24 protein-coding genes are annotated in these 24358 nt (G+C 60.1%); 16 read left to right on the top strand and 8 right to left on the bottom strand.

The features are described 5' to 3' along the window. Nucleotides 1-144 precede the first annotated feature (144 nt). Both C9E91_RS07075 and C9E91_RS07070 read right to left on the bottom strand, forming a co-directional pair. A complete protein-coding gene (locus C9E91_RS07075; RefSeq protein ID WP_107107653.1) occupies nucleotides 145-738 on the bottom strand; it encodes an NUDIX domain-containing protein in 594 nt (197 codons plus the stop codon). Then, on the bottom strand, nucleotides 735-2876 hold the full coding sequence (locus tag C9E91_RS07070; protein WP_107107652.1) for a molybdopterin-containing oxidoreductase family protein: 2142 nt from the start codon (nucleotides 2874-2876) through the stop codon (nucleotides 735-737). Before C9E91_RS07070 ends, C9E91_RS07075 begins: the two co-directional genes overlap by 4 nt. 63 nt (nucleotides 2877-2939) lie before the next feature. Between C9E91_RS07070 and C9E91_RS07065 the strand changes: the two genes are divergently transcribed. Both C9E91_RS07065 and C9E91_RS07060 read left to right on the top strand, forming a co-directional pair. Next, nucleotides 2940-3791 carry a 23S rRNA (adenine(2030)-N(6))-methyltransferase RlmJ gene (locus C9E91_RS07065; protein ID WP_107107651.1) on the top strand — a complete coding sequence of 284 codons (852 nt, stop codon included), beginning with the start codon at nucleotides 2940-2942 and terminating at the stop codon, nucleotides 3789-3791. A gap of 31 nt (nucleotides 3792-3822) precedes the next feature. Continuing rightward, on the top strand, nucleotides 3823-4422 hold the full coding sequence (locus tag C9E91_RS07060) for a glutathione S-transferase (RefSeq protein WP_107107650.1): 600 nt from the start codon (nucleotides 3823-3825) through the stop codon (nucleotides 4420-4422). Between the two features lie 100 nt (nucleotides 4423-4522). Here C9E91_RS07060 and C9E91_RS07055 read toward each other — a convergent pair whose 3' ends face one another. Beyond that, nucleotides 4523-5425: a LysR family transcriptional regulator gene (locus tag C9E91_RS07055; RefSeq protein WP_107107649.1), complete on the bottom strand. Its 903-nt coding sequence runs from the start codon at nucleotides 5423-5425 to the stop codon at nucleotides 4523-4525. Between the two features lie 123 nt (nucleotides 5426-5548). Here C9E91_RS07055 and C9E91_RS07050 point away from each other — a divergent pair, with 123 nt between their 5' ends. Then, nucleotides 5549-6391, top strand: coding sequence for an oxidoreductase (locus C9E91_RS07050; protein WP_107107648.1), 843 nt, complete (start codon nucleotides 5549-5551; stop codon nucleotides 6389-6391). 72 nt (nucleotides 6392-6463) lie between these two features. On the opposite strand, the gene C9E91_RS07045 is transcribed toward C9E91_RS07050, so the two are convergent. After that, nucleotides 6464-7096 (bottom strand): outer membrane protein, encoded by a 633-nt coding sequence (locus tag C9E91_RS07045; RefSeq protein WP_107107647.1) that lies wholly within the window; start codon nucleotides 7094-7096, stop codon nucleotides 6464-6466. A 361-nt stretch (nucleotides 7097-7457) separates the two neighbouring features. Between C9E91_RS07045 and C9E91_RS07040 the strand changes: the two genes are divergently transcribed. From C9E91_RS07040 to C9E91_RS07020, 5 genes are all read left to right on the top strand, one after another. Next, nucleotides 7458-8225 (top strand): SDR family oxidoreductase, encoded by a 768-nt coding sequence (locus C9E91_RS07040; protein ID WP_107107646.1) that lies wholly within the window; start codon nucleotides 7458-7460, stop codon nucleotides 8223-8225. Continuing rightward, nucleotides 8222-10264 carry an excinuclease ABC subunit UvrC gene (uvrC, locus tag C9E91_RS07035; RefSeq protein WP_107107645.1) on the top strand — a complete coding sequence of 681 codons (2043 nt, stop codon included), beginning with the start codon at nucleotides 8222-8224 and terminating at the stop codon, nucleotides 10262-10264. Before C9E91_RS07040 ends, uvrC begins: the two co-directional genes overlap by 4 nt. A gap of 210 nt (nucleotides 10265-10474) precedes the next feature. After that, nucleotides 10475-11062, top strand: a complete 588-nt coding sequence (gene pgsA / locus C9E91_RS07030; RefSeq protein WP_107107644.1) for a CDP-diacylglycerol--glycerol-3-phosphate 3-phosphatidyltransferase — start codon at nucleotides 10475-10477, stop codon at nucleotides 11060-11062. Beyond that, nucleotides 11062-11316 carry a molybdopterin converting factor subunit 1 gene (moaD, locus tag C9E91_RS07025; RefSeq protein WP_107108107.1) on the top strand — a complete coding sequence of 85 codons (255 nt, stop codon included), beginning with the start codon at nucleotides 11062-11064 and terminating at the stop codon, nucleotides 11314-11316. Before pgsA ends, moaD begins: the two co-directional genes overlap by 1 nt. A gap of 143 nt (nucleotides 11317-11459) precedes the next feature. Next, nucleotides 11460-11927 carry a molybdenum cofactor biosynthesis protein MoaE gene (locus C9E91_RS07020; RefSeq protein ID WP_107107643.1) on the top strand — a complete coding sequence of 156 codons (468 nt, stop codon included), beginning with the start codon at nucleotides 11460-11462 and terminating at the stop codon, nucleotides 11925-11927. Nucleotides 11928-11930: 3 nt separating this feature from the next. Here C9E91_RS07020 and C9E91_RS07015 read toward each other — a convergent pair whose 3' ends face one another. Then, nucleotides 11931-12827: a branched-chain amino acid ABC transporter permease gene (locus tag C9E91_RS07015; RefSeq protein ID WP_107107642.1), complete on the bottom strand. Its 897-nt coding sequence runs from the start codon at nucleotides 12825-12827 to the stop codon at nucleotides 11931-11933. Between the two features lie 64 nt (nucleotides 12828-12891). Between C9E91_RS07015 and C9E91_RS07010 the strand changes: the two genes are divergently transcribed. Beyond that, entirely contained in the window at nucleotides 12892-13443 is a 552-nt protein-coding gene (locus tag C9E91_RS07010) for a CGNR zinc finger domain-containing protein (RefSeq protein WP_107107641.1), read from the top strand. Next, nucleotides 13440-13949 carry a hypothetical protein gene (locus tag C9E91_RS07005; RefSeq protein ID WP_107107640.1) on the top strand — a complete coding sequence of 170 codons (510 nt, stop codon included), beginning with the start codon at nucleotides 13440-13442 and terminating at the stop codon, nucleotides 13947-13949. The genes C9E91_RS07010 and C9E91_RS07005 overlap by 4 nt, the downstream gene beginning before the upstream one ends. A 74-nt stretch (nucleotides 13950-14023) precedes the next feature. On the opposite strand, the gene ndk is transcribed toward C9E91_RS07005, so the two are convergent. After that, nucleotides 14024-14446: a nucleoside-diphosphate kinase gene (gene ndk, locus C9E91_RS07000; RefSeq protein WP_107107639.1), complete on the bottom strand. Its 423-nt coding sequence runs from the start codon at nucleotides 14444-14446 to the stop codon at nucleotides 14024-14026. A 229-nt stretch (nucleotides 14447-14675) separates the two neighbouring features. On the opposite strand from ndk, the gene C9E91_RS06995 reads away from it, so the two are divergent. From C9E91_RS06995 to C9E91_RS06970, 6 genes are all read left to right on the top strand, one after another. After that, on the top strand, nucleotides 14676-15188 hold the full coding sequence (locus C9E91_RS06995) for a DinB family protein (RefSeq protein ID WP_107107638.1): 513 nt from the start codon (nucleotides 14676-14678) through the stop codon (nucleotides 15186-15188). 163 nt (nucleotides 15189-15351) lie between these two features. Next, entirely contained in the window at nucleotides 15352-15858 is a 507-nt protein-coding gene (locus C9E91_RS06990) for a hypothetical protein (RefSeq protein ID WP_107107637.1), read from the top strand. Between the two features lie 47 nt (nucleotides 15859-15905). Beyond that, on the top strand, nucleotides 15906-17795 hold the full coding sequence (locus C9E91_RS06985) for an ABC-F family ATP-binding cassette domain-containing protein (protein WP_107107636.1): 1890 nt from the start codon (nucleotides 15906-15908) through the stop codon (nucleotides 17793-17795). A 209-nt stretch (nucleotides 17796-18004) separates the two neighbouring features. Then, nucleotides 18005-18895: a polysaccharide deacetylase family protein gene (locus C9E91_RS06980; protein WP_107107635.1), complete on the top strand. Its 891-nt coding sequence runs from the start codon at nucleotides 18005-18007 to the stop codon at nucleotides 18893-18895. A gap of 122 nt (nucleotides 18896-19017) precedes the next feature. Continuing rightward, nucleotides 19018-21078, top strand: coding sequence for a prolyl oligopeptidase family serine peptidase (locus C9E91_RS06975; RefSeq protein ID WP_107107634.1), 2061 nt, complete (start codon nucleotides 19018-19020; stop codon nucleotides 21076-21078). Nucleotides 21079-21192: 114 nt separating this feature from the next. Then, nucleotides 21193-22116 (top strand): Gfo/Idh/MocA family protein, encoded by a 924-nt coding sequence (locus tag C9E91_RS06970; protein ID WP_107107633.1) that lies wholly within the window; start codon nucleotides 21193-21195, stop codon nucleotides 22114-22116. A 166-nt stretch (nucleotides 22117-22282) separates the two neighbouring features. Here C9E91_RS06970 and C9E91_RS06965 read toward each other — a convergent pair whose 3' ends face one another. Further along, nucleotides 22283-22732 carry a DNA polymerase III subunit chi gene (locus tag C9E91_RS06965; RefSeq protein ID WP_107107632.1) on the bottom strand — a complete coding sequence of 150 codons (450 nt, stop codon included), beginning with the start codon at nucleotides 22730-22732 and terminating at the stop codon, nucleotides 22283-22285. Nucleotides 22733-22764: 32 nt separating this feature from the next. Then, nucleotides 22765-24255 (bottom strand): leucyl aminopeptidase, encoded by a 1491-nt coding sequence (locus tag C9E91_RS06960; protein ID WP_107107631.1) that lies wholly within the window; start codon nucleotides 24253-24255, stop codon nucleotides 22765-22767. Between the last annotated feature and the right edge of the window lie 103 nt (nucleotides 24256-24358).

Raw genomic sequence — 24358 nt, 5'->3', positions numbered from 1 at the left:
TTTCTCCTCAAATAGCGTCAATCGTTTTGGAGGTATGGTAGTCCGGACCTATTCCGGCAAGCGCTCCTCGGTAGTCGCGATTCGTGACATCATAATGAAAGCTACGGCATTGATTTTGGCAGCGCTTGCGCGCTTCCGAACGGCCTATTTCAGGCTTGCCCTGTTCAAGATCGCCCACTGCAACAGCATGATCGTCTTGGCGTCGTAGATCTCGCCGGCTTCGATCATCGCCATGGTTTCGGTGAGCGGTACTTCGAGAACCTCGATATCCTCATGTTCATGGGCAAGCCCGCCGCCGTCACCGATGCGGTCCGCCGTATCGACCACAGCGGCAAAGAAATGGATGATCTCGGTGACAGCGCCCGGCGAGGTGAATGCCTTGAACAGAAAACGGACCTCACGAACACGGAAGCCGGTTTCCTCCATTGCCTCGCGGCGGATCGCCTCTTCCGGGTGATCGCCATCGAGCAAGCCGGCCGGTACTTCGATCATCCAGGCGGGAAAGCCGGTGAGATGGGCAGGCAGACGGAACTGCCGCACAAGGATGACCTTTTCGCGCTTGGGGTCGTAGAGCAGGATGCAGGCGGCCGGCGTGCGGTGATAGATTTCCCGCTTCACCCGATGCGTCTCGCCCGCCGAATCCGTGTAGTCGATGTCGAAGGTGCTGAGCCGCGTCCATTGGTCGGAAAGCGTCTTCTCGCTGACGATCTCGACCTTCGCCTTGTCGAACTTGTTCATGCTCTATCCCTGCGCAACCAAACCTTGTTATCGTGGACGGCAGCGCCGCCATAGGGGGCGACGGGATCGGCGCCGGTCAGAACATTGATCCCTTCGCCATCGACATGCGCCTTGTTCGGCCACAGACCTTCGGCGATCAGCACGCCGGGCTTCACTTCGGTCGTGATGCGCGCATGAATGCGGATATCGCCTCTGAGATTGCCGAGCTGAACGAGGTCGCCATGGGCGATGTCCAACGCCGCCGCATCCGCCGGATTGATCATCACTTCCGGGCGGCCTTCCTTCTGGCGGGAGGTCTTCGTTTCCGCAAAGCTCGAATTCAAGAAATTGCGCGAGGGCGATGTGGCAAGCCGGAACGGATGATCGGAATCGGCAACTTCGATGACGTCGACCTGATCCGGAAATTGCGGCAGCTCGACATGCGGCCCAAGCAGGCCGACGGCCTCCGGCGGCCGGTTCGGGGCCGGCTGGTTGCTCCAGTCGGGACGGAAGCGGAACTTGCCGTCGGGATGGGCAAAACCGTTGAGGAAATGCGCGTCCTCGAAAGCTGGCTGCCGATCGAACCATTTATACTCGAGAAAATGATCGTAATCCGGCAGGGCGCTTCGCTCCAGAATACGATCGATCATCTCGCGGGCCGAAAATCCGAAGCCGGGACGATCGGCGACGCCGAGGCGCTTGGCCAGTTCCTCGATGACGAAGAGATTGCTGCGGACCGTCGATGGCGGCTCGACCAGCTTGGGGCCAAGCAGGATGTGGTTCTGCCCGCCGGCGCGGTAGATGTCGTTATGCTCGACGAACATGGTGGCGGGGATGACGATATCGGCCATTTCAGCGGTATCGGTCATGAACTGTTCGTGCACGGCGACGAAGAGATCGTTACGGGCAAAGCCGCGCTTCACCAGCCGCTGTTCCGGCGCGATGTTTACCGGATTGGTGTTCTGGATCAGCATGGCCGTCACAGGCCCACGATGGCGCAAAGCGACGGCGTCGCCGGTCAGCGCCCGGCCGATCTGCGACTGGTCGATCATGCGGATATCAGCGTCCAGCATCGAGCGGCCTGTCAGCTCGCTCGAATCCATGCGGAAGATATCGCTGTTAGAATGGAAAGCGCCGCCGCCTTCATATTGCCAGGAGCCGAGCACGGTGGCGATGGAAGCTGCCGCGTGCATCGCCACCGCACCGTTGCGCTGACGGGTGAAGCCGTAGCCGAGACGGAAATAGGTCTTCTTTGTCGTCCCGACGAGTTTGGCGAAGGCTTCGATCTCATCGACGGACAGGCCGGTGATTACAGCCGCCCATTCCGGCGTCTTGGCCTTGAGATGCGCTTCAAGACCGGCCGGGTCATCGGCATATTTCGCCATATAGGCGCGATCGGCATAACCGTCGCGGAAGGCGATATGCATGACGGCGCAGGCGAGCGCGGCATCCGTACCCGGCTTGACGATCAGCGCCATATCGGCCTGCTTCATCGTCGGATTGTCGTAGATATCGATGACGACGATCTTGGCGCCGCGCTCTTTGCGCGACTTCACCGCATGGGTCATCACGTTGACCTGGGTCGCGACCGCGTTGGTGCCCCATATGACCACGCAATCGGTACGGCCCATCTCGCGCGGATCGGGACCGCGCAGCGTACCCGTCGCCATGGTGAAGCCCGTCCAGGCGGGGTTCGTGCAGATCGAGGAAAAGAAGCCGGAATAGCGCTTGGCATGGCGCAGGCGATTGATGGAATCGCGCTGAACCCAGCCCATGGTGCCGGCGTAGTAATAGGGCCAGACCGACTCGCTACCATCTTTTGCCTCAGCCTTGACGAAAGCATTGGCGATTTCATCCAGCGCGTCGTCCCAGGAGATTTCCTGCCAGCGGCCCTCTCCCTTGGCGCCGGCGCGGCGCAGCGGCTTCATCAGGCGATCCGGATGGTAAAGCCGCTCGGCGTAGCGGGCGACCTTGGCGCAGATGACGCCCGACGTGTAGGAATGGTCACCCGCGCCGCGCACGCGGCCGATCCGGCCATCCTCCGTCAGATCGATCTCCAGCGCGCAGGTGGAGGGACAGTCATGCGGACAGGCTGTGTGTCCGATCCGCGATTTGGCGTGAATAGGGGTCGCAATGTTCATAGCGTTTGTATATTTCATGCCTTGTCCGGCCAAAAGGCATAATCTGGCCCATCGCAACAATTCATGCGGACTTCACCGACAATGAACTATCGGCATATCTATCACGCGGGCAATTTCGCCGATGTGCTGAAGCACGCGGTGCTTGCCCGTCTCGTCCGCTATCTGCAGAACAAGGACAAGGCCTTCCGCGTCCTCGATACTCACGCCGGCATCGGCCTCTACGACCTCTCCTCGGAAGAAGCGCAGAAAACCGGCGAATGGCTAGACGGGATCGGCCGGCTGCTGGAGGCCGAGCTCGTGCCGCAAGTGGCCGATCTGCTGGAGCCCTATCTGACCGCGGTCCGAGAACTCAATCCCGAAGGCGGCATCCGGCTCTATCCCGGCTCGCCGAAGCTTGCCCGCATGCTCTTCCGTCCACAGGACCGGCTGTCGGCGATGGAGCTGCATCCGGAAGATTTCCAGCGGCTGCATCGTTTGTTCGAGGGCGATCACCACGCACGCATCACCGAACTCGACGGCTGGCTGGCGCTGGGTGCGCATCTGCCGCCGAAGGAGAAGCGCGGCATCGTGCTCGTCGATCCGCCTTTCGAAGAGGACGGCGAATATGAGCGGCTGGTGGATGGCCTTGCGAAGGCCTGGCGCCGCTTTCCCGGCGGCACCTATTGCCTCTGGTATCCGCTCAAGAAGGATGCGCCGATCAAGGCTTTTCACGAGGCGCTGCAGGCATTGGAGATCCCCAAGATGCTCTGCGCCGAACTGACGGTCAAAAGCGATCGCGGCTTCACCGGACTGACGGGCTCCGGTCTCATTATCGTCAACCCGCCATTTACGCTGAAGGACGAGCTGCATGCATTGCTGCCCGCTCTGAAGGATATGCTGGCGCAGGACCGCTTCGCCTCGCAACGTGCCTTCTGGCTGCGGGGCGAACATTGATCTTTCTTTCGCACATCGCACAGGTGATCCCATGAAGCTTCTCTGCTCGCCCCCTTCCCCCTTTTCCAGCAAGGTGCGGATGGCAGCCCGCTATCTCGGCATTGAACTCACCGAAATCCACGTCGACACCAATGCCGGCCCGGCAGTGCTGGTCGACAATAATCCGCTCGGTAAGATCCCGACGCTGCTGACGAAAGACGGCGTATCGATCTTCGACAGCCGCGCGATCATGCATCATTTCGATCGGCAGAAGGGCAAGAGGCTTTATCCCGCCAAGGATGGCAAGCGCACGGAGGCCGAGGTGCTGGAAGCGCTTTGCGACGGCACCAACGAATGCCTCTTGTCGATCGTTTACGAGCGGCGCCTGCGCGATCAGGACAAGCAGCACCAACCTTGGATCGACCGGCAGTGGACGAAGGCGAGCCGCACGCTCGCCCATCTCAACGCCGAACCGCCGAAGATCGGTAAGAAGCTGCATGGCGGGCATTTCGCACTCGCGTCCCTGCTCGGCTATCTGCAACTGCGCTTTGAGGGACAGTGGGAAGCGGACCACGCCGACCTGATCGATTGGGCGCGCAAATTCGAAAAGCATTTTCCGGCCTATCAGACGATGAAGCCTCGGCAGGCCTAAAGCGCATCGCAATCTCTAGGATTCGCTCCTTGCGCTTTAGGTCTTTGATTTTGCGCATGTCGTTATCGCAAAACCGCTGCGCACTTTTGCGCGACATGCTTTAGCTCTGACGGACAGCGTCGGTCTTCACGAAATCGACGAAAGCGCGGAGGGCCGTCGGCGACTGCCGGCGACTCGGATAATAGAGGAAGAAGCCGGGATAATACGGGCACCAGTCCTCCAGCACGCGGATCAGCCGGCCATCCTGCAAAGCCGGCAGCGCGTGATCTTCAAACAAGAACGCAAGTCCGGAGCCGTTGACGGCGGCGTCTAACATTATGTCGAGATCGCCGAGTGTCAGCGGTCCCTGCACCTCGATCTCCAGCTCGATGCCGCCACGTTCGAACTCCCAGCGATAATAGGTGCCGCTCGGGAAACGGTAGCGGATGCAGGGGTGATCTTTCAGATCATGCGGCGTGACCGGTTTGGGGAAACGCTGAAAATGTTCCGGCGAGCCGACGATCGCCGTTCGCTGGCGCGGGCCAATAGCGATGGCGATCATGTCGGCGGCAACGCTTTCGCCGAACCGTATGCCGGCGTCGAAACCGCCGGAGACCGTGTCCACGAGCGCATCGTCCACCACGATCTCCATTTCGACGGCCGGATAGGCCCTCAAGAATCGTGACACGATCGGCAACAGCACCATCTTGGCGGCGGGGCGCGGCGTGTTGATGCGCAGCTTGCCGTAGGGCTGCCCGCGGAATTTATCGAGATCCTCCAGTGCATCGTCGATATCGAGGAAAGCCGGGCGAATGCGGTCGAACAGGCGCTCGCCGGCCTCCGTCAACCCGACGCCGCGGGTGGTGCGATTGACCAGCCGCACATCCAGCCGCTCCTCGATCGACCGCAGCGAATGGCTGAGCGCGGAAGGCGTCACGCCGAGTTCCACCGCGGCTTTGCGAAAGCTGCGATGTTGGGCGATCGCCAGGAAGATTGCCAGATCGGTCGAACGGACACGTCGCATTGATGAGATTTTCTCAGCACTTCATGGAGGAGAAAGTAGATTATCTCAACGACGCCATCAAGCTACCTTTCTCCTGCAAGCCAATTCCACCCACGGAATTGCAAACCCACAAAGGAGAAAGTCATGCGCGTTTGGTTCATTACGGGCGCATCCCGCGGCTTCGGCGCCCTCATTGCTCAGGAAGCCCTCACCGCTGGCGACGCCGTCGTTGCCACGGCCCGCAACCCCGCCGGCCTGGCCGAGAAGTTCGGCAATCATCCGAACCTGCTGCCCGTCGCCCTCGACGTTTCGAATGAAGCCCAGGCCCATGAGGCTGCAGCGGAAGCCGTCAAGCGCTTCGGCAGGATCGACATCCTTCTCAACAATGCCGGCTACGGGCTGCTGGGTGCGGTGGAAGAGGCAACCGCCGAAGAGATCGAGAAGCTCTATGCCACGAACGTCTTCGGTCTCTTGAAGGTCACGCGCGCCGTGCTGCCGCATATGCGCCGGCAGCGTTCGGGTCAAGTGATCAACATGTCCTCGGTCGGCGGCTATCAGAGCTTTGCGGGTTGGGGTATCTATTGCTCGACGAAGTTCGCGGTCGAAGGGCTCTCCGAGGCAATGGCGGCGGAATTGCAGCCGCTCGGCATCAAGGTCACCGTCGTCGAACCCGGTTTCTTCCGGACCGACTTCCTCGACGAAAGCTCACTCGCCGTCAGCCCGAGCTCGATTGCCGACTATAAGGACACGCCAGTCGGCGCGATGCGCGATTTCGCAGCCGGTCACAATCACGGCCAGCCCGGCGATCCCGCACGGCTTGCAAAGTCGATGATCACGCTTGCACATTCGGCCAACCCGCCGCTGCGCATGCCATTCGGCACCGACACGATCGGCGCGATCGAGACGAAGAATGAGTATGTCGCCAAGGAACTGGCCGGCTGGCGTGAACTGGCCGCCTCGACGGACTTCCCGAAGGACGCTGCCTAAATATTCAGAACCATGAAACGGAAAAAGCCGGGGCGCGAACCCCGGCTTTCGTCAGATTATGCCATCAAATTATTAGAACTTGACGCCGATACCGACCTTAACGCTCTGCTCGTCGTAGCCGCGCGAGAAGCTGCCGGAGTCGAGGTTGAAGTCCTTCTTGCCGTAGTCGGTGTAACGGTATTCGAGACGAGCCGTGATGTTGTTGGTGATGAAGGTTTCAGCACCTGCACCGACCGTGTAGCCAACAGCCGTCTTGCTTTCAGACGAGGTAGCGTCTTCAAGCTTGTTCTGGCCGATTGCCAGACCGGCCGTGCCGTACAGCATGAACGGGTTGAAGTCGTAACCGATACGGCCGCGAACGGAGCCGTTTACGCCGTTTTTGGCAGTGAGACCATTGCGGGTCGAGTCGGAGTCGGCATAGCCGAGGTCACCTTCAACGCCGTATACGATCTGACCCTGCTGCCAGTTGTAGCCGGTGAAAGCGTCACCGCCAAAGGCGTAGGAGTTGCCGTTGTGGTTGAAGTGACCGGCATTCCAGTCGCCAGCGCCACCGATGTAGAAACCGGACCAGTTGTTGACAACCGGCGGAGCTTCCTGAGCGACGGGCGGCTGCGGAACCTGCTCCACAGCGTCGGCTGCATGAGCCGCCGTGAAGCCGCCGAGAGCAAAACCAGAGACCATGAGGGTCGTGATGAGAGTACGCATACTTTTCTCCTTTCAGTCCCGTGTTCTTCGTCTACTGATGACCTCGAAGCACCACGAGCAATTACAAGATGTCCCTCCCGGATCGGGACTGAAATTGGAATGCAATTGAGGAATTCGAAGAGCTAAAATATGATATCATTGTGGCACAGAGGTGGCTGAATTTCGATGTTGCTTCAGCGCAACAGAGGAATTGTTAACCATAATGAGTGGTTAAAGCATGTATACTTATTTTTATCGAAATATAACTGAAGCTTTACATAAGTCATTGCTACCGACTGTCGTGCAGGACACACCTTTTCATATGGTGTATCGGCGCCCTATATGAGTGCGAGTTGGGTAATGGCGACGAAAAGGCAACATCTTGAGCCAGGAAAAACTACGCACCGCGCTGATAACGGGTGCATCAAAAAGAATAGGCCGGGCGATCGCTGAGGATTTGTCGGCTAACGGCTTTGCAGTCGCGCTGCATGCCAATCAATCGCTGGACGAGGCAGCCGAAGTCGTGGCGAAATTGCGGCAACGGGGCAGAAAGGCGATTGCGATCAAGGCCGACCTGCAAAATTCGGCGGAGACATCGACGCTGATCGAAAGGGCTGTTGCAGAGCTTGGACCGCTGGATCTTCTCGTCAACAACGCCTCGGTTTTCCGGGGTGATTCTGCCGATCGTTTCGACGCCGAGGCTTTCGACGCGCATTTTGCCGTGCATGTCCGTGCGCCCTCGATCCTTGCTGCGGATTTCGCACGGCAGCTTCCGAAGGGTATCCCGGGGCTGGTCGTCAATATTATCGACCAGCGCGTCTGGGCGCTGAACCCGCGCTTCTATTCCTATACGCTGTCGAAGGCCGCCCTGTGGACGGCGACCCAGACGATGGCGCAGAGCTTTGCGCCTGATATCCGCGTCAATGCCATCGGCCCGGGTCCGACGGTGCGCAGCGTCCGCCAGACGGAAGAGGACTTCCAGGCGCAGATCGATGGTCTCATATTGAAGGCAGCGCCCGGGCTCGACGAATTCGGTCGCACCGTCCGCTTTCTTTTTGACACGCCTTCGATCACGGGCCAAATGATAGCGCTCGATGGCGGCCAGCATCTTGCCTGGGAAACGCCTGACGTGTCGGAGAGCATGGAATGAACGGACGAAAGCTGCCCGACGGCGGCATTCTCTATGACGAATCAGAGGACATTGAAGACGACGTCGAGGTGGAAGGCGATGCTGGCCCCTCCCCCGCTGTGCCGGTCGACTGGAACGAAGGCGGCAAGAACGAGACCGGCCTTCGGGGCGCGGAGCTGATTGCCGAATTCGTCAAGCGGCTGCCGAACAATCCCGGCGTCTATCGCATGTTCAATGAAAATGGCGACGTGCTCTATGTCGGCAAGGCGCGTAGCCTGAAGAAGCGTGTCGCCAATTATGCGATGGGCCGGGTGCATTCCAATCGCATCGCCCGCATGGTGCGCGAAACCGCCAATATGGAGTTCGTCACCACCCGCACCGAGACCGAAGCGCTGCTGCTGGAAGCGAATCTGATCAAGCGCTTACGGCCACGTTTCAATGTATTGCTGCGGGACGACAAGTCCTTTCCTTATATTCTCATCACCGGCGATCATCGGGCACCGGCGATCTTCAAGCATCGCGGCGCGCGTGCCCGCAAGGGAGAATATTTCGGCCCCTTCGCCTCGGCGGGCGCCGTTGGCCGCACTATCAATTCGCTGCAACGCGCCTTCCTGATCCGCACCTGCACCGATAGCGTTTTCGAGACACGCACGAGGCCCTGCCTGCTCTATCAGATCAAGCGCTGTTCTGGCCCCTGCACCTACGAGATCAGCGATCAAGGCTATGCGGAGCTGGTTCAGGAGGCGAAGGACTTCCTCTCCGGCAAGAGTCAGAACGTCAAGGCGCACATGGCGGAAGCGATGAATGCTGCTGCCGAAGACCTCGATTTCGAACGTGCCGCCGTCTATCGCGACCGGCTGGCGGCGCTGTCGCATGTGCAGAGCCATCAGGGTATCAATCCCGCCGGCGTCGAGGAGGCCGATGTCTTCGCCATCCATCACGAAGGCGGCATCTCCTGCATCCAGGTCTTCTTCTTCCGTACCGGCCAGAACTGGGGTAACCGCGCCTATTTCCCGAAAGCCGACCCATCGCTTTCCGGTGCCGAGGTGCTGAATGCGTTTCTGGCGCAATTCTACGACGACAAGCCCGTGCCGAGGCAGATCCTGTTGTCGGAGACGGTCGAGGAGATCGAGCTGCTGGCGGCCGCGCTTGGCGAAAAAGCAGGTCACAAGGTGACGATCCTTGTTCCGCAGCGTGGCGAGAAGCGCGATCTGGTCGATCATGTCGTCGCCAATGCCCGCGAGGCGCATGGCCGCAAGCTTGCCGAGACCGCCTCGCAATCGCGGCTGCTCGAAGGCTTCAGGGAAACATTCCAGCTTTCCTACGTGCCGCAACGCATCGAGATCTATGATAACTCGCACATCATGGGCACGAATGCAGTCGGCGGCATGGTCGTGGCCGGGCCGGAAGGGTTCGTTAAAGGCCAGTACCGGAAGTTCAACATCAAATCGACCGATATCACGCCTGGCGATGACTTCGGCATGATGCGCGAAGTCATGACCCGGCGTTTCTCTCGCCTACTGAAGGAAGAGGGCAAACCCGATCGCAGCCCCACTGCGGAAACCACGGCCGTCGATGCTGCGGATCAGCCCTTTCCCGCCTGGCCGGATGTGATCCTTATCGATGGCGGTCAGGGGCAAATGACGGCGGTGCGCGCCATTCTCGAAGAGCTCGGAATTACCGACAGCGTCATCGCCATCGGTGTCGCCAAGGGTGTCGACCGCGACGCCGGGCGCGAGCGCTTCTTTCCGCCCGCCCGCGAGAGCTTCACCCTGCCGCCGCGCGATCCCGTGCTCTACTTTATTCAGCGCATGCGCGACGAGGCGCATCGTTTCGCCATCGGCTCGCACCGGGCACGACGCAAGAAGGAGATGGTGAAAAACCCGCTGGACGAAATCGGCGGCATCGGCCCTTCGCGCAAGCGGGCGCTGCTACAGCATTTCGGCACCGCCAAGGCCGTGTCGCGCGCGGCGCTGTCCGACCTGATGGCCGTCGAAGGCATTTCCGAAGCCGTGGCGCGGCAGGTCTATAACCATTTTCACGAGGACGCCGCGAAATAGGAAAAGCTGGTCGCAAATTCCACGTAATGGCGGTGAAAAAACAGAAACAATATTGACGGCAAGCTCCTCAAACCGCCATCTAAGGCATGATCCCAAGAGGTGCGGGACGGTTTTTGGATAAGATCATGCTAAATCAAATAGCTGGAACGAGATGACGCCTTGGGGAAGGCCATTTTGGTCCAGCGAAACAACTGAAACGAAACGATTTCCATGGCTTCGCGCGCATATAGCATTCCCAATCTGCTCACCTATGGCCGCATTCTCTGCGTGCCATTGATCGTCCTGTGCTTCTTCATCGAAGGCAAACTGGAAGGGTCCGATTTCGCGCGCTGGGTCGCGCTCTGGATCTTCATCATCGCCTCGATCACCGACTTTCTGGATGGCTATCTCGCGCGCATCTGGAATCAGACCTCGAATATCGGCCGCATGCTGGACCCGATCGCCGACAAGCTGCTGGTCTCCGCGATCCTGCTGCTGGTCGCCGCCGACGGCACGATCGCCGGCTGGTCGCTCTGGGCGGCCATCATCATCCTTTGCCGCGAAATCCTCGTCTCGGGCCTGCGTGAGTATCTGGCGGCACTGAAGGTCAGCGTGCCGGTAACGCGCATCGCCAAATGGAAGACGACCGCGCAGCTCGTCGCCATCGCCTTCCTGCTGGCTGGGCCGGCAGGCGACAAGGTGTTACCCTATACAACGGAGATCGGCATCGTCCTGCTCTGGGTCGCAGCGCTGCTGACCATCTACACCGGCTACGACTATTTCCGCGCCGGTTTGAAGCATGTCGTGGATGAGGAATGATGACGAAGCTCGTTTATTTCGCCTGGGTACGCGAACGGATCGGCAAGGGTGAGGAAGAGATTTCGCTCCCCGCCGAAGTGATCACCGTCGGCGATCTCCTGAATCATTTGAAGAGCTTGGGCGAGGAATACGAGACGGCACTTCAGTTTCCGGAGACGATCCGCGTCGCCATCAATATGGAGCATGCCGACCATGACGAGCCGATCGCTGGAGCCCGCGAGATCGGGCTCTTTCCGCCGATGACGGGTGGGTGAGGAGCGGTCGGGCAAAGCCCGAGCAATCGATCCATCCAGTGAATCGATTGCAGCGACGAACGCTCCTTCGGCAGGCTCAGGACGCCCTAGCGAAGGGCTGGGAGTCTCGGCAAACTCTTTCAGAGGGCGATAGGAAATTGCCAATGATTGCACCATTCGTCAAAGTCCAGCGGGAGGATTTCGACCTTCAGGCCGAAATCGACCGCCTGACAGGAGGGCGTCATGATATCGGCGCGGTCGTCACCTTTTCCGGCCTCTGCCGCGACGAGGGCGGAGCGCTCGGTGCACTGGAACTCGAACATTATCCCGGCATGGCGGAAGCGGAGATCACCCGCATCGCGACGGTCGCCATCGAACGCTTCGAGCTTCGCGGCCTGACCGCCATTCATCGCTACGGCAAAATTGCGCCTGGAGAGAACATCGTTCTCGTCATCGCCGCCGCCTCGCATCGGCAAGCCGCCTTCGACGGCGCCAATTTCCTCATGGATTTCCTGAAGACTTCGGCGCCGTTCTGGAAGAAGGAACATGCGAAAGACGGCAAGGAAGGCGATTGGGTTTCGGCCAAGGATGCGGACGATGCCGCGTGGGCCAAATGGACCGACGAAAACTGATCCTTACGGAACCACGCGCTCTCGCCGGCTCAACACCAGCAGCAGGACGAGCAGCGAGAAGATCACGAAATCGCGCCACAGGAATGGCCCGTAGGCGCCCCACATGGTTTCGAACAGGCCGAGCAACGCCGCTCCGCCGGCTGATTTCAGCGGATCGGAATAGCCGCCGACAGCGGCAATCATCAGCACTTTCAGGCCGAACATCAGACCGGCACCGAAATCCATCGTGCCGTAATAGCAGGTCGCCAGCAGGCCGCAGGCCGTTGCGACCAATGCCGAGGCGACATAGGCCAGGAGGAAGACCCGATTGGCGCTTGTGCCGCAGAGCTCGGCAGCCAGTGCATCATCCGTCACCGCCCGCCAGATGCGGCCCCATCCGGTATATCTCAGCACATAGGTTCCTCCGAGGATGACCAGAACCATCAGCGCCGTATTGAGGAGTTGGATCTCGGTCAACGTGACGCGGAAATCGCCGCTATCCCAGAAGACGATCATGTCATTCAGGAAAGGCGGCAGCCAGATGCCGCGCGTATTGGAGGCCAGCCGCGCCGTCTCCATCAATATGATCATCATGCCAAGCGCTGCGACGATGATCGTATTGGGCGATTTGCGCGACAGCGGCAGCATGACCGAGCGGCCGATGAGAAGGCTCGTCCCCAACGTATAGACAAGCGCGACGGCACCACCGAAGGCGAGTGCGGCCGGCAGAATGAGAAACATCCTCGTGTAGCCGACGTCCGTGAACAGGACCAGCATCTGACCGGAGAAGGCGAAAAGCGCGCCATAGGTGATATCCGCCCGCTTCATCACACCGAAGGCAACGGCATAGCCGAAAGCCAGCGCCGCATAGAGTGCTGCGAGCGGAACGGCATTCGCCAATTGCTGCAGGAGATAGGCCATAGAACCTCCGGATGTCGATGAATAGTAACTAGTAAAATCCATTTTACCAGTTATAATTTTGAGCATGAGTTTTTCCTGGACCCCACATCGGTTTTCCGGCGGCGCACTGGCGCTGGACGTCGCCAACAGCGTTATAATGCGCCACGACGACGAGCGGCGCATCGATCGTTTCGAGGCGCTGGGGCAGATGGAAAGTTTTCCGAAAGCGGCGGTCAACTTCTGCGCCGAACGTACTTTGTTCGGCGATATCTTGCCGGTGCAGCAAGAGAATAAGTCCGGCTTCATCGATCTGCGTGAGGCGATCGACGGCTATTTTCGCGCCCGCGTTCTCGACCGTGATGCTGACGCGCTGCTCGCCGATCTATTGGAGGCGCAGTCGAAGGTGCTGCGGCGGGCCGCCTCGCCCGATGGGCTCGATGCCGCAACGGTGCATTCGACGCTGCGGCTCCTTGCCATGCCCGATCCGGACCGCATGAAAATCTGCCGCAACTGCGGCTGGCTGTTTATCGACCGCAGCAAGAACAAAAGCCGGGCCTGGTGCGACATGGCGGTCTGCGGCAACCGCGCCAAGGCAAACCGGCACTATCGCCGCAAGAAGGAGGAGAGTGCACCATGAGAACCCAGGCGATCGTTTTGATGGCCGCACTTGCGGGCCTTGCACTTGCCGGCTGCCAGCGGCAGGCGGAAAACGGTCCGACCGAACTCAGCGGCCGGCTCTTCGTCTTCAACTATCGCGTCGCGACTGCGAGCTACATGATCACGCTGAAGAAGATCGCGCCGATCCCGGAAGGCACGACGGCAGTCGCGGAGTTCGAAAATCCGATGGGTGGCGATCCCCTGGTGGTGCGGGAGAAGATCTACACGTTCTGGGACAAGATCACGCTCGAAAGCCCGGATCTGCACTGCGTGCGCAAGGACCGCCCCTATTCCGTCTCGATCAAGCTGGTCGATGCCAGCGACAAGACCATCCAGAGCATCAAGACCGAGGTGAAATCCGATCTCGACCAGACCGTGCTGCCGACGAGGCCGCTTGTGGTCGGCCCGAGTTACACGAAGAACCCGGATGTCTTCAAAGCCGACGGCAGCATCGACTATGGGCACGACGAAGCCTGTCCGGCATGAAAAAAGCCGAGGCACAAGACCCCGGCTTTCTTCTATCAATTCAATCTCTTCAGCGCGAAGGCTGGGTGATTGATTCAGCCGACGATTTCGGTTTCGGAGAACCAGTAGGCGATTTCAATCGCAGCGGTTTCCGGAGCGTCCGAGCCGTGAACGGAGTTTTCGCCGATCGACAGAGCGTGGATCTTGCGGATCGTGCCTTCGGCAGCGTTGGCCGGGTTGGTCGCCCCCATGATTTCGCGGTTCTTCAGGATGGCGCCTTCGCCTTCCAGAACCTGAACGACGGTCGGGCCGGAGATCATGCCTTCGACGAGTTCGCCGAAGAAGGGACGGTCCTTGTGAACAGCGTAGAAGCCTTCGGCTTCGCGCTTGCTCATCCAAACGCGCTTGGAAGCGATGACGCGCAGGCCATTGTCCTCAAAAATCTTGGTGATGGCGCCGGTCAGGTTACGCTTGGTTGCGTCCGGCTTGATCATCGAAAAAGTGCGTTCAATCGCCATGGGTCAATTCCTTGTCGTCAGAGAAAAGTGGGCGGTCTTTACCCGCCCCACAGCCTGAAAACAAGGGGGACGCGCCAATTTCACGCGGCTGTCACAGTCCGGATGCCCGATTCGGAGCGAGGCCGAAGGCCAGTTGGGCAATCCCATCAGCAAATTTTGTGGGCGCCATCAGCCCCATTTACGCCTTTCTATTCTAGGCTTGCTTCATTGTTCCTGGAGGAAGATGAGGATGCAGAGGCATTACAGAATGCTCGCCGACTACAACCGCTGGGCCAACGCCCTGCTTTACGATGCCGCCGCCCAACTCAGCGACGCCGAATATCGCGAGAACCGCGGCGCATTTTTCGGCTCGCTGCATGGCACGCTCAATCATATCCTGGTCGGCGATCGCGCTTGGATGCATCGTTTCACCGGCACAGGAGACATGCCGACGGCCTTGGACATCATATTGCACGACACTCTCGAGGATCTTCGTGCCGCTCGGGTGGTTGAAGACCAGCGCATCATCGATTGGGGAGATACGCTCGATAGTGACGTACTTGCTGCAGACATCATCTACACCCCTATCATCCAGCCGGGGACCACCATTACCCATCCGTTGGGGCCAGCCGTCGCGCACTTCTTCAACCACCAGACCCACCATCGTGGCCAATGCCATATGATACTGACAGTGATGGGCAAACCATCGCTGGGTCTCGATCTGATTTATTTCCTGCGCACGGATGGGACGCGTTGGATGTGAAGCGTGGCGCGAGCCGACCTTTCCCCAATACAGTTTGGCGTTGTTCGACTGTCTAATTTTGTTGCAAGATAACGTCGGTATGAACGGTCCGTTCATGTTGCCTTAACCTGCGCCCCTGCAAATTCAGCAAATATATCAGTTCGCGGGTGAGCAGAGAGTAGGCATGAAGAGTTCGCAGGCACGTGTTTCGGCATATCCCATCGGCAATGACGACAGCGAGGCGGCCACCGACCTCGAGATGATCGGTCGCCATATGGCCAAGCTGAAGGTGAAGGCGCTGCCGCGCAACTACCAGCTCTTCCATGAAGCGCTCCACGGCTCGGATCGCCGGATCGCCAACGAGATCGCAGCGCTCGGCCCCTCCCCTTCGCAAGCCAGTCTCGACGATATCGGCTTGAAACATCGCCTCGTCAGCCATTGCAGCCTGGTCGCCCGGAAATCCGAGGCCGATGCGGCCGAGATGCTGCGCGAAGTGGCCGAGCAACTGGCCGAGGGGCTGATGAGGAAACAGAGCTTTGCCCGCGAGATCGAAACGACGCCGCATGTCGCCGCCGCCATGGACAGCCTCAATGCGTCGCTGAGCAATCTGCTGCTCTACGAAACAGAACTGACGGAGAGGCTGAGGGACTGCGCGGGCCTGCCGCCGCAAGCGCGCGGCACCCGCGTCTAAGCTCTCCGGCTCTTGCCTTCGGCGCGGAGTTCGGCCAAAACCGCGCCATGATTTCGATTTCCGAACTTTCCGCCCGCATTGCCGGCCGCCTCCTCATCGACCATGCCAGCGTGACGCTTCCGGCGGGCACCAAAGCGGGGCTTGTTGGCAAGAACGGCGCCGGCAAGTCGACGCTATTCCGCGTGATCACCGGCGATCTCGCCGCCGAAAGCGGCTCGGTCTCCATTCCGCGCAATGCTCGCATCGGCCAGGTGGCGCAGGAAGCGCCAGGGACCGAGGAGCCGCTGATCGAGATCGTTCTGAAGGCCGATAAGGAACGCTCCGCTCTGCTTGCGGAAGCCGAAACGGCGACCGATCCACATCGCATCGCCGACATCCAGACGCGCCTTGCCGATATCGGCGCCCATTCGGCCGAAGCGCGCGCCGCCAGTATTCTCGCCGGCCTCGGTTTCGACCATGAAGCCCAGCATCGCCCCGCCTCCTCCTTTTCCGGCGGCTGGCGTATGCGCGTGGCGCTCGCGGCAGTGCTGTTCTCCGAGCCGGACCTGCTGCTGCTCGACGAGCCGACCAACTATCTCGACCTCGAAGGCACGCTCTGGCTGGAAGATTATATCCGCCGCTATCCGCACACGGTCATCATCATCTCGCATGACCGCGACCTGTTGAACACGGCTGTCAATTCGATCGTCCATCTCGACCAGAAGAAGCTCACCTTCTATCGCGGCTCCTACGACCAGTTCGAGCGGCAGAAGGCGGAGGCCAACGAGTTGCAGATGAAGGCGAAGGCGAAGAACGAGGCGGCGCGCAAGCACCTGCAGAGTTTCATCGACCGCTTCAAGGCCAAGGCGACGAAGGCCCGTCAGGCACAATCGCGCGTCAAGGCGCTGGAGCGCATGGGCACGGTTGCCGCCGTCATCGAAGATCATGTGATGGGCTTCAGCTTTCCCGAGCCGGAAAAGCAGGCGGCATCGCCGATCATCGCCGTCACCGGCGGCGCGGTCGGCTACGAGCCCAGCAAGCCGATCCTGAAGCGCCTCAATCTGCGCATCGACGCCGATGACCGCATCGCCCTGCTCGGCTCCAACGGCAACGGCAAATCCACCTTCGCGAAATTCGTCTCCGGCCGCCTCGATGCCGAAAGCGGCGATGTGAAGCTGGCGCCGAACCTGAAGATCGGCTTCTTTGCCCAGCATCAGCTCGACGACCTCGTGCCCAACCAGACCGCCGTCGAGCATGTGCGCCGCCGCATGCCCGACGCGCCGGAGGCAAAGGTACGCGCCCGTGTCGCCCAGATGGGCCTTGCGACCGAGAAGATGGACACGCAGGTGAAGGACCTCTCCGGTGGCGAAAAGGCGCGGCTGCTGATGGGGCTTGCCGCTTTCGATGCACCGAACCTTCTGATCCTCGACGAACCGACCAACCATCTCGACATCGACAGTCGCAATGCGCTGATCCAGGCGCTGAATGACTATTCCGGCGCGGTCATCCTGATCTCGCACGACCGCCATCTCATCGAGGCGACGGTCGACCGGCTGTGGCTGGTGGGCGACGGCACGGTTTCCACCTTCGACGGCGACCTGGAAGATTATCGCAGCCTCGTCGTCGCCAGCCCGAAGCCGAGGGACGACAAGGGCAAGATCAACGGCGCCGACGATTCCGTCTCCAAGGCGGATCAACGAAAACTCAATGCCGACCGCCGCGCCTCGCTCGCGCCGCTCAAGAAAAAGATCAACGAAATCGAATCCTTGACCGGCAAGCTGGAGAAACTGATTCAGGCGCTTGATGCGGAACTTGCAGATCCTGCCCTCTATGAGAAGGCACCCGCCAAGGCCGCCGAGAAAGCCAAACAGCGCTCCGACGCGGCGGAAAAGCTAGCCGTCGCCGAAGAGCAATGGCTGGAGCTTTCGTCTGAATATGAAACCGGGATGGCTGGTTAAAACATCCCGTTTTCGAGTGAAAGCACCCGAAAACGGATAATATGCCTATATTTCAAAGCGTTATAGAAATCCTTGCTCGTTCGAATGAACGCGTGGCGCTCTAAAAACGGTTAATTCCTGTGGCATCCGTGCGTCAAAACTAACCGATCATTAACCATAATCGGAAAAAATGCGCCCAACATTCATTAATGTATTGTTGAGCGATTCCGATGACCTTCCGTCTTCTCCTGGCCGGCTTTGCCGTGTCCTTATCTCTTGCCGGCTGCGCAACCAAACCGGGCGGCGACGCGTCGCTGAAGACGAGTTTTGCTGCGGAAGAGCCGCACCGTAAGCCGTTGAAGGCAAGCGACCCCGTCGACATGGAGCCAACGAAATGGGCTGGCGCCGAGCTTGAAACTCGAGAAACGGGCGATACCGGCGGCCCGCATCACCTGGTCGGGCGGACCTTGGAAGTGTCCTCGCTGCACGATCTCAAGCTGGATGACAGGGAAGTCATTCTTAGCTTCGACGACGGTCCGGCGCCGGGCAAGACGGAGCGCATCCTCTCCACGCTCGACAAATTCGGCGTCAAGGCGACGTTCATGATGGTTGGCGAGATGGCGGAAGCGCACCCGGCCACCGCCCGCAAGGTCTTAGCCGACGGAGACACGATCGGCAGCCATACCTTCCGCCATCCCGATCTCGACAAGATGAGCTTCGACATGGCGATGGCCGAGATCACCCGCGGCGAACATGCTGTCGCCAAGGTCATCGGTACGGATGTTTCCTTCTTCCGCTTCCCCTACCTCGCCGATTCCAAGCGCCTGCGTACCGCCGTCGCCATGCGTGATCTCGTCATCATGGATGTGGATATCGACAGCAAGGACTATTTCAACTCGTCGCCGTCAGCCGTTGTAACCCGCACCATGAACCAGTTGCACCAGCGCGGCCGCGGCATCATCCTGATGCACGACATCCATCAGCGCACGGCCACCATGCTGCCGACCCTTCTGACGCGCCTCGAAAGAGAGGGCTACAAGGTCGTGACGCTGAAGTACAAGGGCACCTCCGCGCCTGCAACTAACCTGATCGCCCAGGCCAGCGCCAGGGTTGTGCGCTGAGGCGGGATAAACGCCAGAAAACTGCATAATGGAACACATTCGGGGAAGCACTGTTGCTTCCCCGAATGTATTTTGATTTGATTATATTTGAGTCACATCATCAATCGCATATCAGGCCCCTTATGAACCTCCATCTCGAGCATGACGACGATCCACTGACACTGCAATTCGTCGCTGAAAGGGATGCACAGTCTGAACAGACTCTGATGACGCCTGAGTTCGAGGTGGATAGCGCGGCAATCAAGGCTCTGATCGAGCGGAAAGACCGGCTGATCCAGGTGGTGCGCCGCGGCAAGTGGCTGTTCGACTTCCACCGCAGCGCGGATCATCCCCTCGGCATGTGGTTCCGATTGCCCGCCAATGTCGCCCCTTCGCCCGACGCGCCCTGGGAGCCGATCTTCGATCTCGACGCTTTCTGCGCATCAGAAAACAAGCTTTGGCTTTGGCGCGGCGCAATCACCTGTCCTTGGGAACCGACGCGGGTCTTGCTTTGCCTCTCCGACGGCGGCTCCGATCTTGGACGCCTGCTAGAGTTCGATTGCGAAACCAAGAGCATCGTCGAAGGCGGCTTCGACACGCCGCCGACGCGTTGCCACGCCACCTGGCTCAGCCGCGACGAAATCGCCTATTTCGGCTCGATCGACCGCCTCTCCTCGACGCGCTCCGGCTGGCCTCGCGTCGGCCGTCGTCTGAAACGCGGCCAGCCACCAGCAAAGGCCCCCCTGCTCTACGCCACCGCTGACACCGACGTCTACGGCTCCTGCCTGGTCTTCGATCCCGTGCTCGCCGGCACAGCAAAGAAAGGTACGGCCAAGCCGATCCGCCTGTTCATCTCCGGCCACGAAATCGGCAACTCCAGCGTCTTCATCAAGGAGGAGGATTTTTCGCTGCGGCGGATCGATCTGCCGAGGGACATCGACGTCCAGCTCAGCTATTCCTATTGTCTCTGGCTCGCCAAGACCGACGAGCGCATACCCGCCGGCAGCCTTGCGCTGCAACCCTTGCCGCGGCAGGCCGGCGATCCCGGCGCCGAGGCGATGCGCATATTGTTTTCACCCGGCGAGCGGCAGTCGGTGTCGCAATTCCTGCTGATGCGCGAATGGTGCGTCTTCGTCGTCTCCGACAACTTGCAGCCCCGCCTTTTCGTCTTCGACTTGACCAGGGCGGATGCCGAGATCCAGGAAATCGCGCTGCCGGCAGATGTCCAGACGGTAACGGTCTGGCCGCTTTATTCCGATCTCCATCTCGGCGACGACACGCTGCAGGTCTATGGCGAAGGCTTCCTGCAGCCGCCCTCCTGCTACCGTCTGGAACTGGCTGACCGCAGAAAGCTGCTCGAACTTATTCACACGGCGAGCTCCCCGGCCTATTTCGATAGCGACGGCATGACCTCGGAATTGCTCGAGGCGACTTCCGAAGACGGCACGAAGGTGCCGTACCGTCTGGTATTGCCGAAGACATGGACCCAAGGCGAACTGCCGGTGCTGATGTACGGCTATGGCGGCTTCTATTTCTCGGTCCGTCCGCAATATTCCGGCGTCACCGGCCGCTGGCTGGAACAGGGCGGCGCCTATGTGCAAGCCTATATCCGCGGCGGCGGCGAACTCGGCCCCAACTGGCATCGTTCCGCCAAGGGCCATGGCCGCCACCGGGCTTTTGCCGATTTTGTTGCCGTCGCCCGCGATCTCGTCGCTCGCGGTTATACCAAGCCGTCGCGCATAGCTGCCAATGGCGGCAGCAATGGCGGGCTGCTGACCGGCGTGATGCTAACGCGCTATCCGCGAGACTTCGGCGCGATCTGGTGTCAGGTGCCGGTGCTCGACATGAGCCGCTTTCATGTCTTCCCGGCCGGCAAGGCCTGGATCGACGAATATGGCGATCCCGACGACCAGGCGGATCGGGACTATCTGCTTTCCTATTCGCCGCTGCACAATCTCAAGCCGGCTTCGGAGATCACCTATCCGCCCATCTATATCGAGAGCTCCAGCAATGACGACCGGGTTCATCCCTCGCATGCGCGGCGCTTTGCGGCACGCATGGAGGAACTCGGCCATCATCCGCTGTTCCACGAATTCCACTCGGGCGGCCATGGGGGCGACGGCGCGTCGACGCAGCTCGCGGCGCGCATCGCGCTGGGCTACAGTTTCCTTCGGGAGACGATCATGAAGCCGCGCGAGAATTGAGTTCAGCGCTTCAGGCATCCGGTGGATCGCTCGCATTTACGCTTGCCGGTCTTGCCCACCCGCTGCATTCTGATAAAAGATCACGCAATAATCATACTAATCGAGAGACACCCCATGTCCCCCATCAACCTCGCCATCGTCGGCGTCGGCAAAATTGTCCGCGATCAGCATCTTCCTTCCATCGCGAACAATTCAGATTTCAAACTGATCGCCACGGCGAGCCGTCACGGCACGGTGGACGGCATCCCGGCCTTCACCAGCATCGAGGCTATGCTGGATGCCGTTCCGGGGATCGATGCCGTCTCGCTCTGCATGCCGCCGCAATATCGCTACGAGGCAGCCTATAAGGCTCTCGAAGCCGGCAAGCATGTCTTCCTGGAAAAGCCGCCGGGCGCCACGCTGAGCGAAGTTGCCGATCTCGAAGCGCTCGCAAAGGCAAAGGGCGTTTCTCTCTTCGCAAGCTGGCATTCGCGTTATGCGCCGGCCGTCGAGGCTGCAAAGGCTTTCCTCGCCGGCACGACGATCAAGAGCGCCCATGTCATCTGGAAGGAAGACGTGCGCCATTGGCATCCGAATCAGGAATGGATCTGGCAGGCCGGCGGCCTCGGCGTCTTCGATCCCGGCATCAATGCGCTGTCGATCGTCACCCACATCCTGCCGCCGCTGTTCCTGACGGGCGCAGTGCTGGAATTCCCCGAAAACCGCGATTCACCAATTGCGGCCGACCTGCAGTTCAAGAGTGGCCAGGGACTTCCTGTCCATGCGGAATTCGACTGGCGCCAGACCGGTAAGCAGAGCTGGGATATCGTCGCAGAAACCGAAGCCGGCCAGATGGTGCTCTCCGAGGGCGGCTCGAAGCTTTCCGTGAACGGCGCTTTGACGTTCACCGCCCCCGAGGCTGAGTATCCTTCGCTCTATCGCCGCTTCGCCGAGATCGTCAAAGCCGGCACGTCGGATGTCGACCTGGCCCCGCTTCGCCACGTCGCCGACGCCTTCATGCTCGGCAAGCGCAAGTTCGTCGAGGCTTTCCACGATTGAGATAGGCAGGAGGCGCGCCTACCGTGAGCGCGCCTCTTCGCACAACTGGCTCCGTGGTCACCTCGCCCCGAGGTGCGGAGGTTGCAGGCGAGCCTCAAGGGGCAAGGGCGGATAGCGACAATCTCGCCCTAGACGATTCCGTCACTAGAGCCGTAATCAAACTCCATCACGCCTTCTTTTCCCAGCGTCCATCCTGCGTCTGCTGCCAATAGGTGAGGTTATGCCCCTCGCCCTTCAGCTTCTTCCACTGCGCGCGGGCACCTTCCAACTGCTCCTGGTCGTAGCCGTCGAACATGAAAACAACGCGCTGGTAATTCTCGATATCCGAGGCTTCGGCGCCATCGACGAAGAAGCGGACCGTGGCGTTGTTGGCGTTGTCAGGCGAGACAGTCAGCAGCACCGGCTGCTTATCCGGCATTTCTCCATCATCCGTGCCATGCGGCAGAAAACTGTCTTCGCGATAGGTCCAGAGATGTGCGTCGAGAGCATCCCGCCGCGCCGCTTCGCGCGCCTGGATGGCGACCTGCCACCCGCGCTCGACGCTTTTGTCGATCAGCGGCGGCAGGGCATCTTCCAGCTTCGATTCGGTCAGGTGATAGAAGAGAACGTCGGTCATGCCGTTCCTTCTATCTCAAACGCTTTCGAAGGTCACGATTCGTAGTTCTGGCGAACCAGCTCATCGAGCAGGCGTACGCCGAAACCCGAGCCCCAGGACTGATTGATCTCATCCTGGATCGAGCCCATGGCCGTGCCAGCAATGTCGAGATGTGCCCAGGGCGTTTCCTGAACGAAACGCTTGAGGAACTGCGCGGCAGTGATCGAGCCGGCATGGCGCCCGCCGGTGTTTTTCATGTCGGCGAACTTGCTGTCGATCATCTTGTCATAGTCCTTGCCAAGCGGCAGGCGCCACAGGCGCTCGTTGGTGGCAAGGCCGGCGGCGGTCAGTTCGTTTGCCAACTTTTCATCATTGCTGAACAGGCCTGCATGTAGATTGCCGAGCGCCACGAGAATGGCTCCGGTCAACGTCGCGAGGTTGATCATGAACTGCGGCTTGAAGCGGTCATTGGTGTACCAGAGCGCATCGCAGAGTACGAGCCGGCCTTCGGCATCCGTATTGATCACTTCGATCGTCTGACCGGACATGGAGGTGACGATATCGCCAGGACGCTGGGCATTGCCGTCGGGCATGTTTTCGACTAGGCCGATGACGCCGATGGCATTGACCTTGGCTTCGCGCGCGGCGAGCGCATGCATCAGGCCTGTCACGGCGGCAGCCCCGCCCATATCGCCCTTCATATCCTCCATGCCGGCAGCCGGCTTGATGGAAATGCCGCCAGTGTCGAACACCACGCCCTTGCCGATGAAGGCAACCGGCTTGTCCTTCGGTTTGCCGCCCTTCCACTGCATGATCACCAGGCGCGGCGGACGCACGGAACCCTGCGCTACGCCAAGCAGTGCACCCATGCCGAGCCGGCGCATTTCCCGCTCCGTCAGGATCTCCACTTCGACGCCGAGCTTTTCCAGCCCCTTGGCTTTGGCGGCAAACTCGACCGGGCCGAGAACATTCGGCGGCTCGTTGACGAGATCGCGAGCCAGAATCACGCCGTCGGCAATCGCTTCCGATGCGGCGAAGAGCTTCTTGGCGGCAACGGCATTCGAGGTGACGATGGTCACCTTGACGGACTTCGGCGTGCCGTTCTTGTCCTCGTCGTCGTTCTTCTTGGTCTTGTAGGTATCGAAGCTGTAGGCGCGCAATAGCATGCCGAGGGCGAAATCGGCGGCCGCCTTGGCCTCAGCGCCAGGCACATCGATGAAGATCGCAGCCTTGTCGACATTGCGAATTTTCGCAGCCGCGCCGCCGCCGAGCTTCAGCCAGTCATGCGCACTCAGTTCCTTCGCCTTACCGGTGCCGATAACGATGATCCGGTCGACCGGCGCGCCTTCGGGCGCGACGATATCGAGGCTGCTCAAGCCTTTGGCTGTGAACCGGGCGATCCGTGCGGCCTTGGCGAAAACATTCGCCGGATCGGCGCTTTCGGCCCCTGCCGGCAACTCGCTATCCGTGTCTTTCAGGAGAATGGCCAAACCGCCATTCAGCCGGACCGATTTAGCAAAGGAAATCTCGAATTTCACAGACATTTCTGCTCCGATAAACGCGTAGTGCAAAATAGAATTATACACTCCCGATCATTCAAGGTTTCCCTATCAAATACAAGCTTTTGGCGAAGCATTCCCCGAAGAA

This window comes from Rhizobium sp. SEMIA4064 (genome assembly GCF_003025035.1).
Classification (GTDB): Bacteria; Pseudomonadota; Alphaproteobacteria; order Rhizobiales; family Rhizobiaceae; genus Rhizobium; species Rhizobium paranaense.
This window is presented reverse-complemented; position numbering and strand designations above follow the sequence as displayed.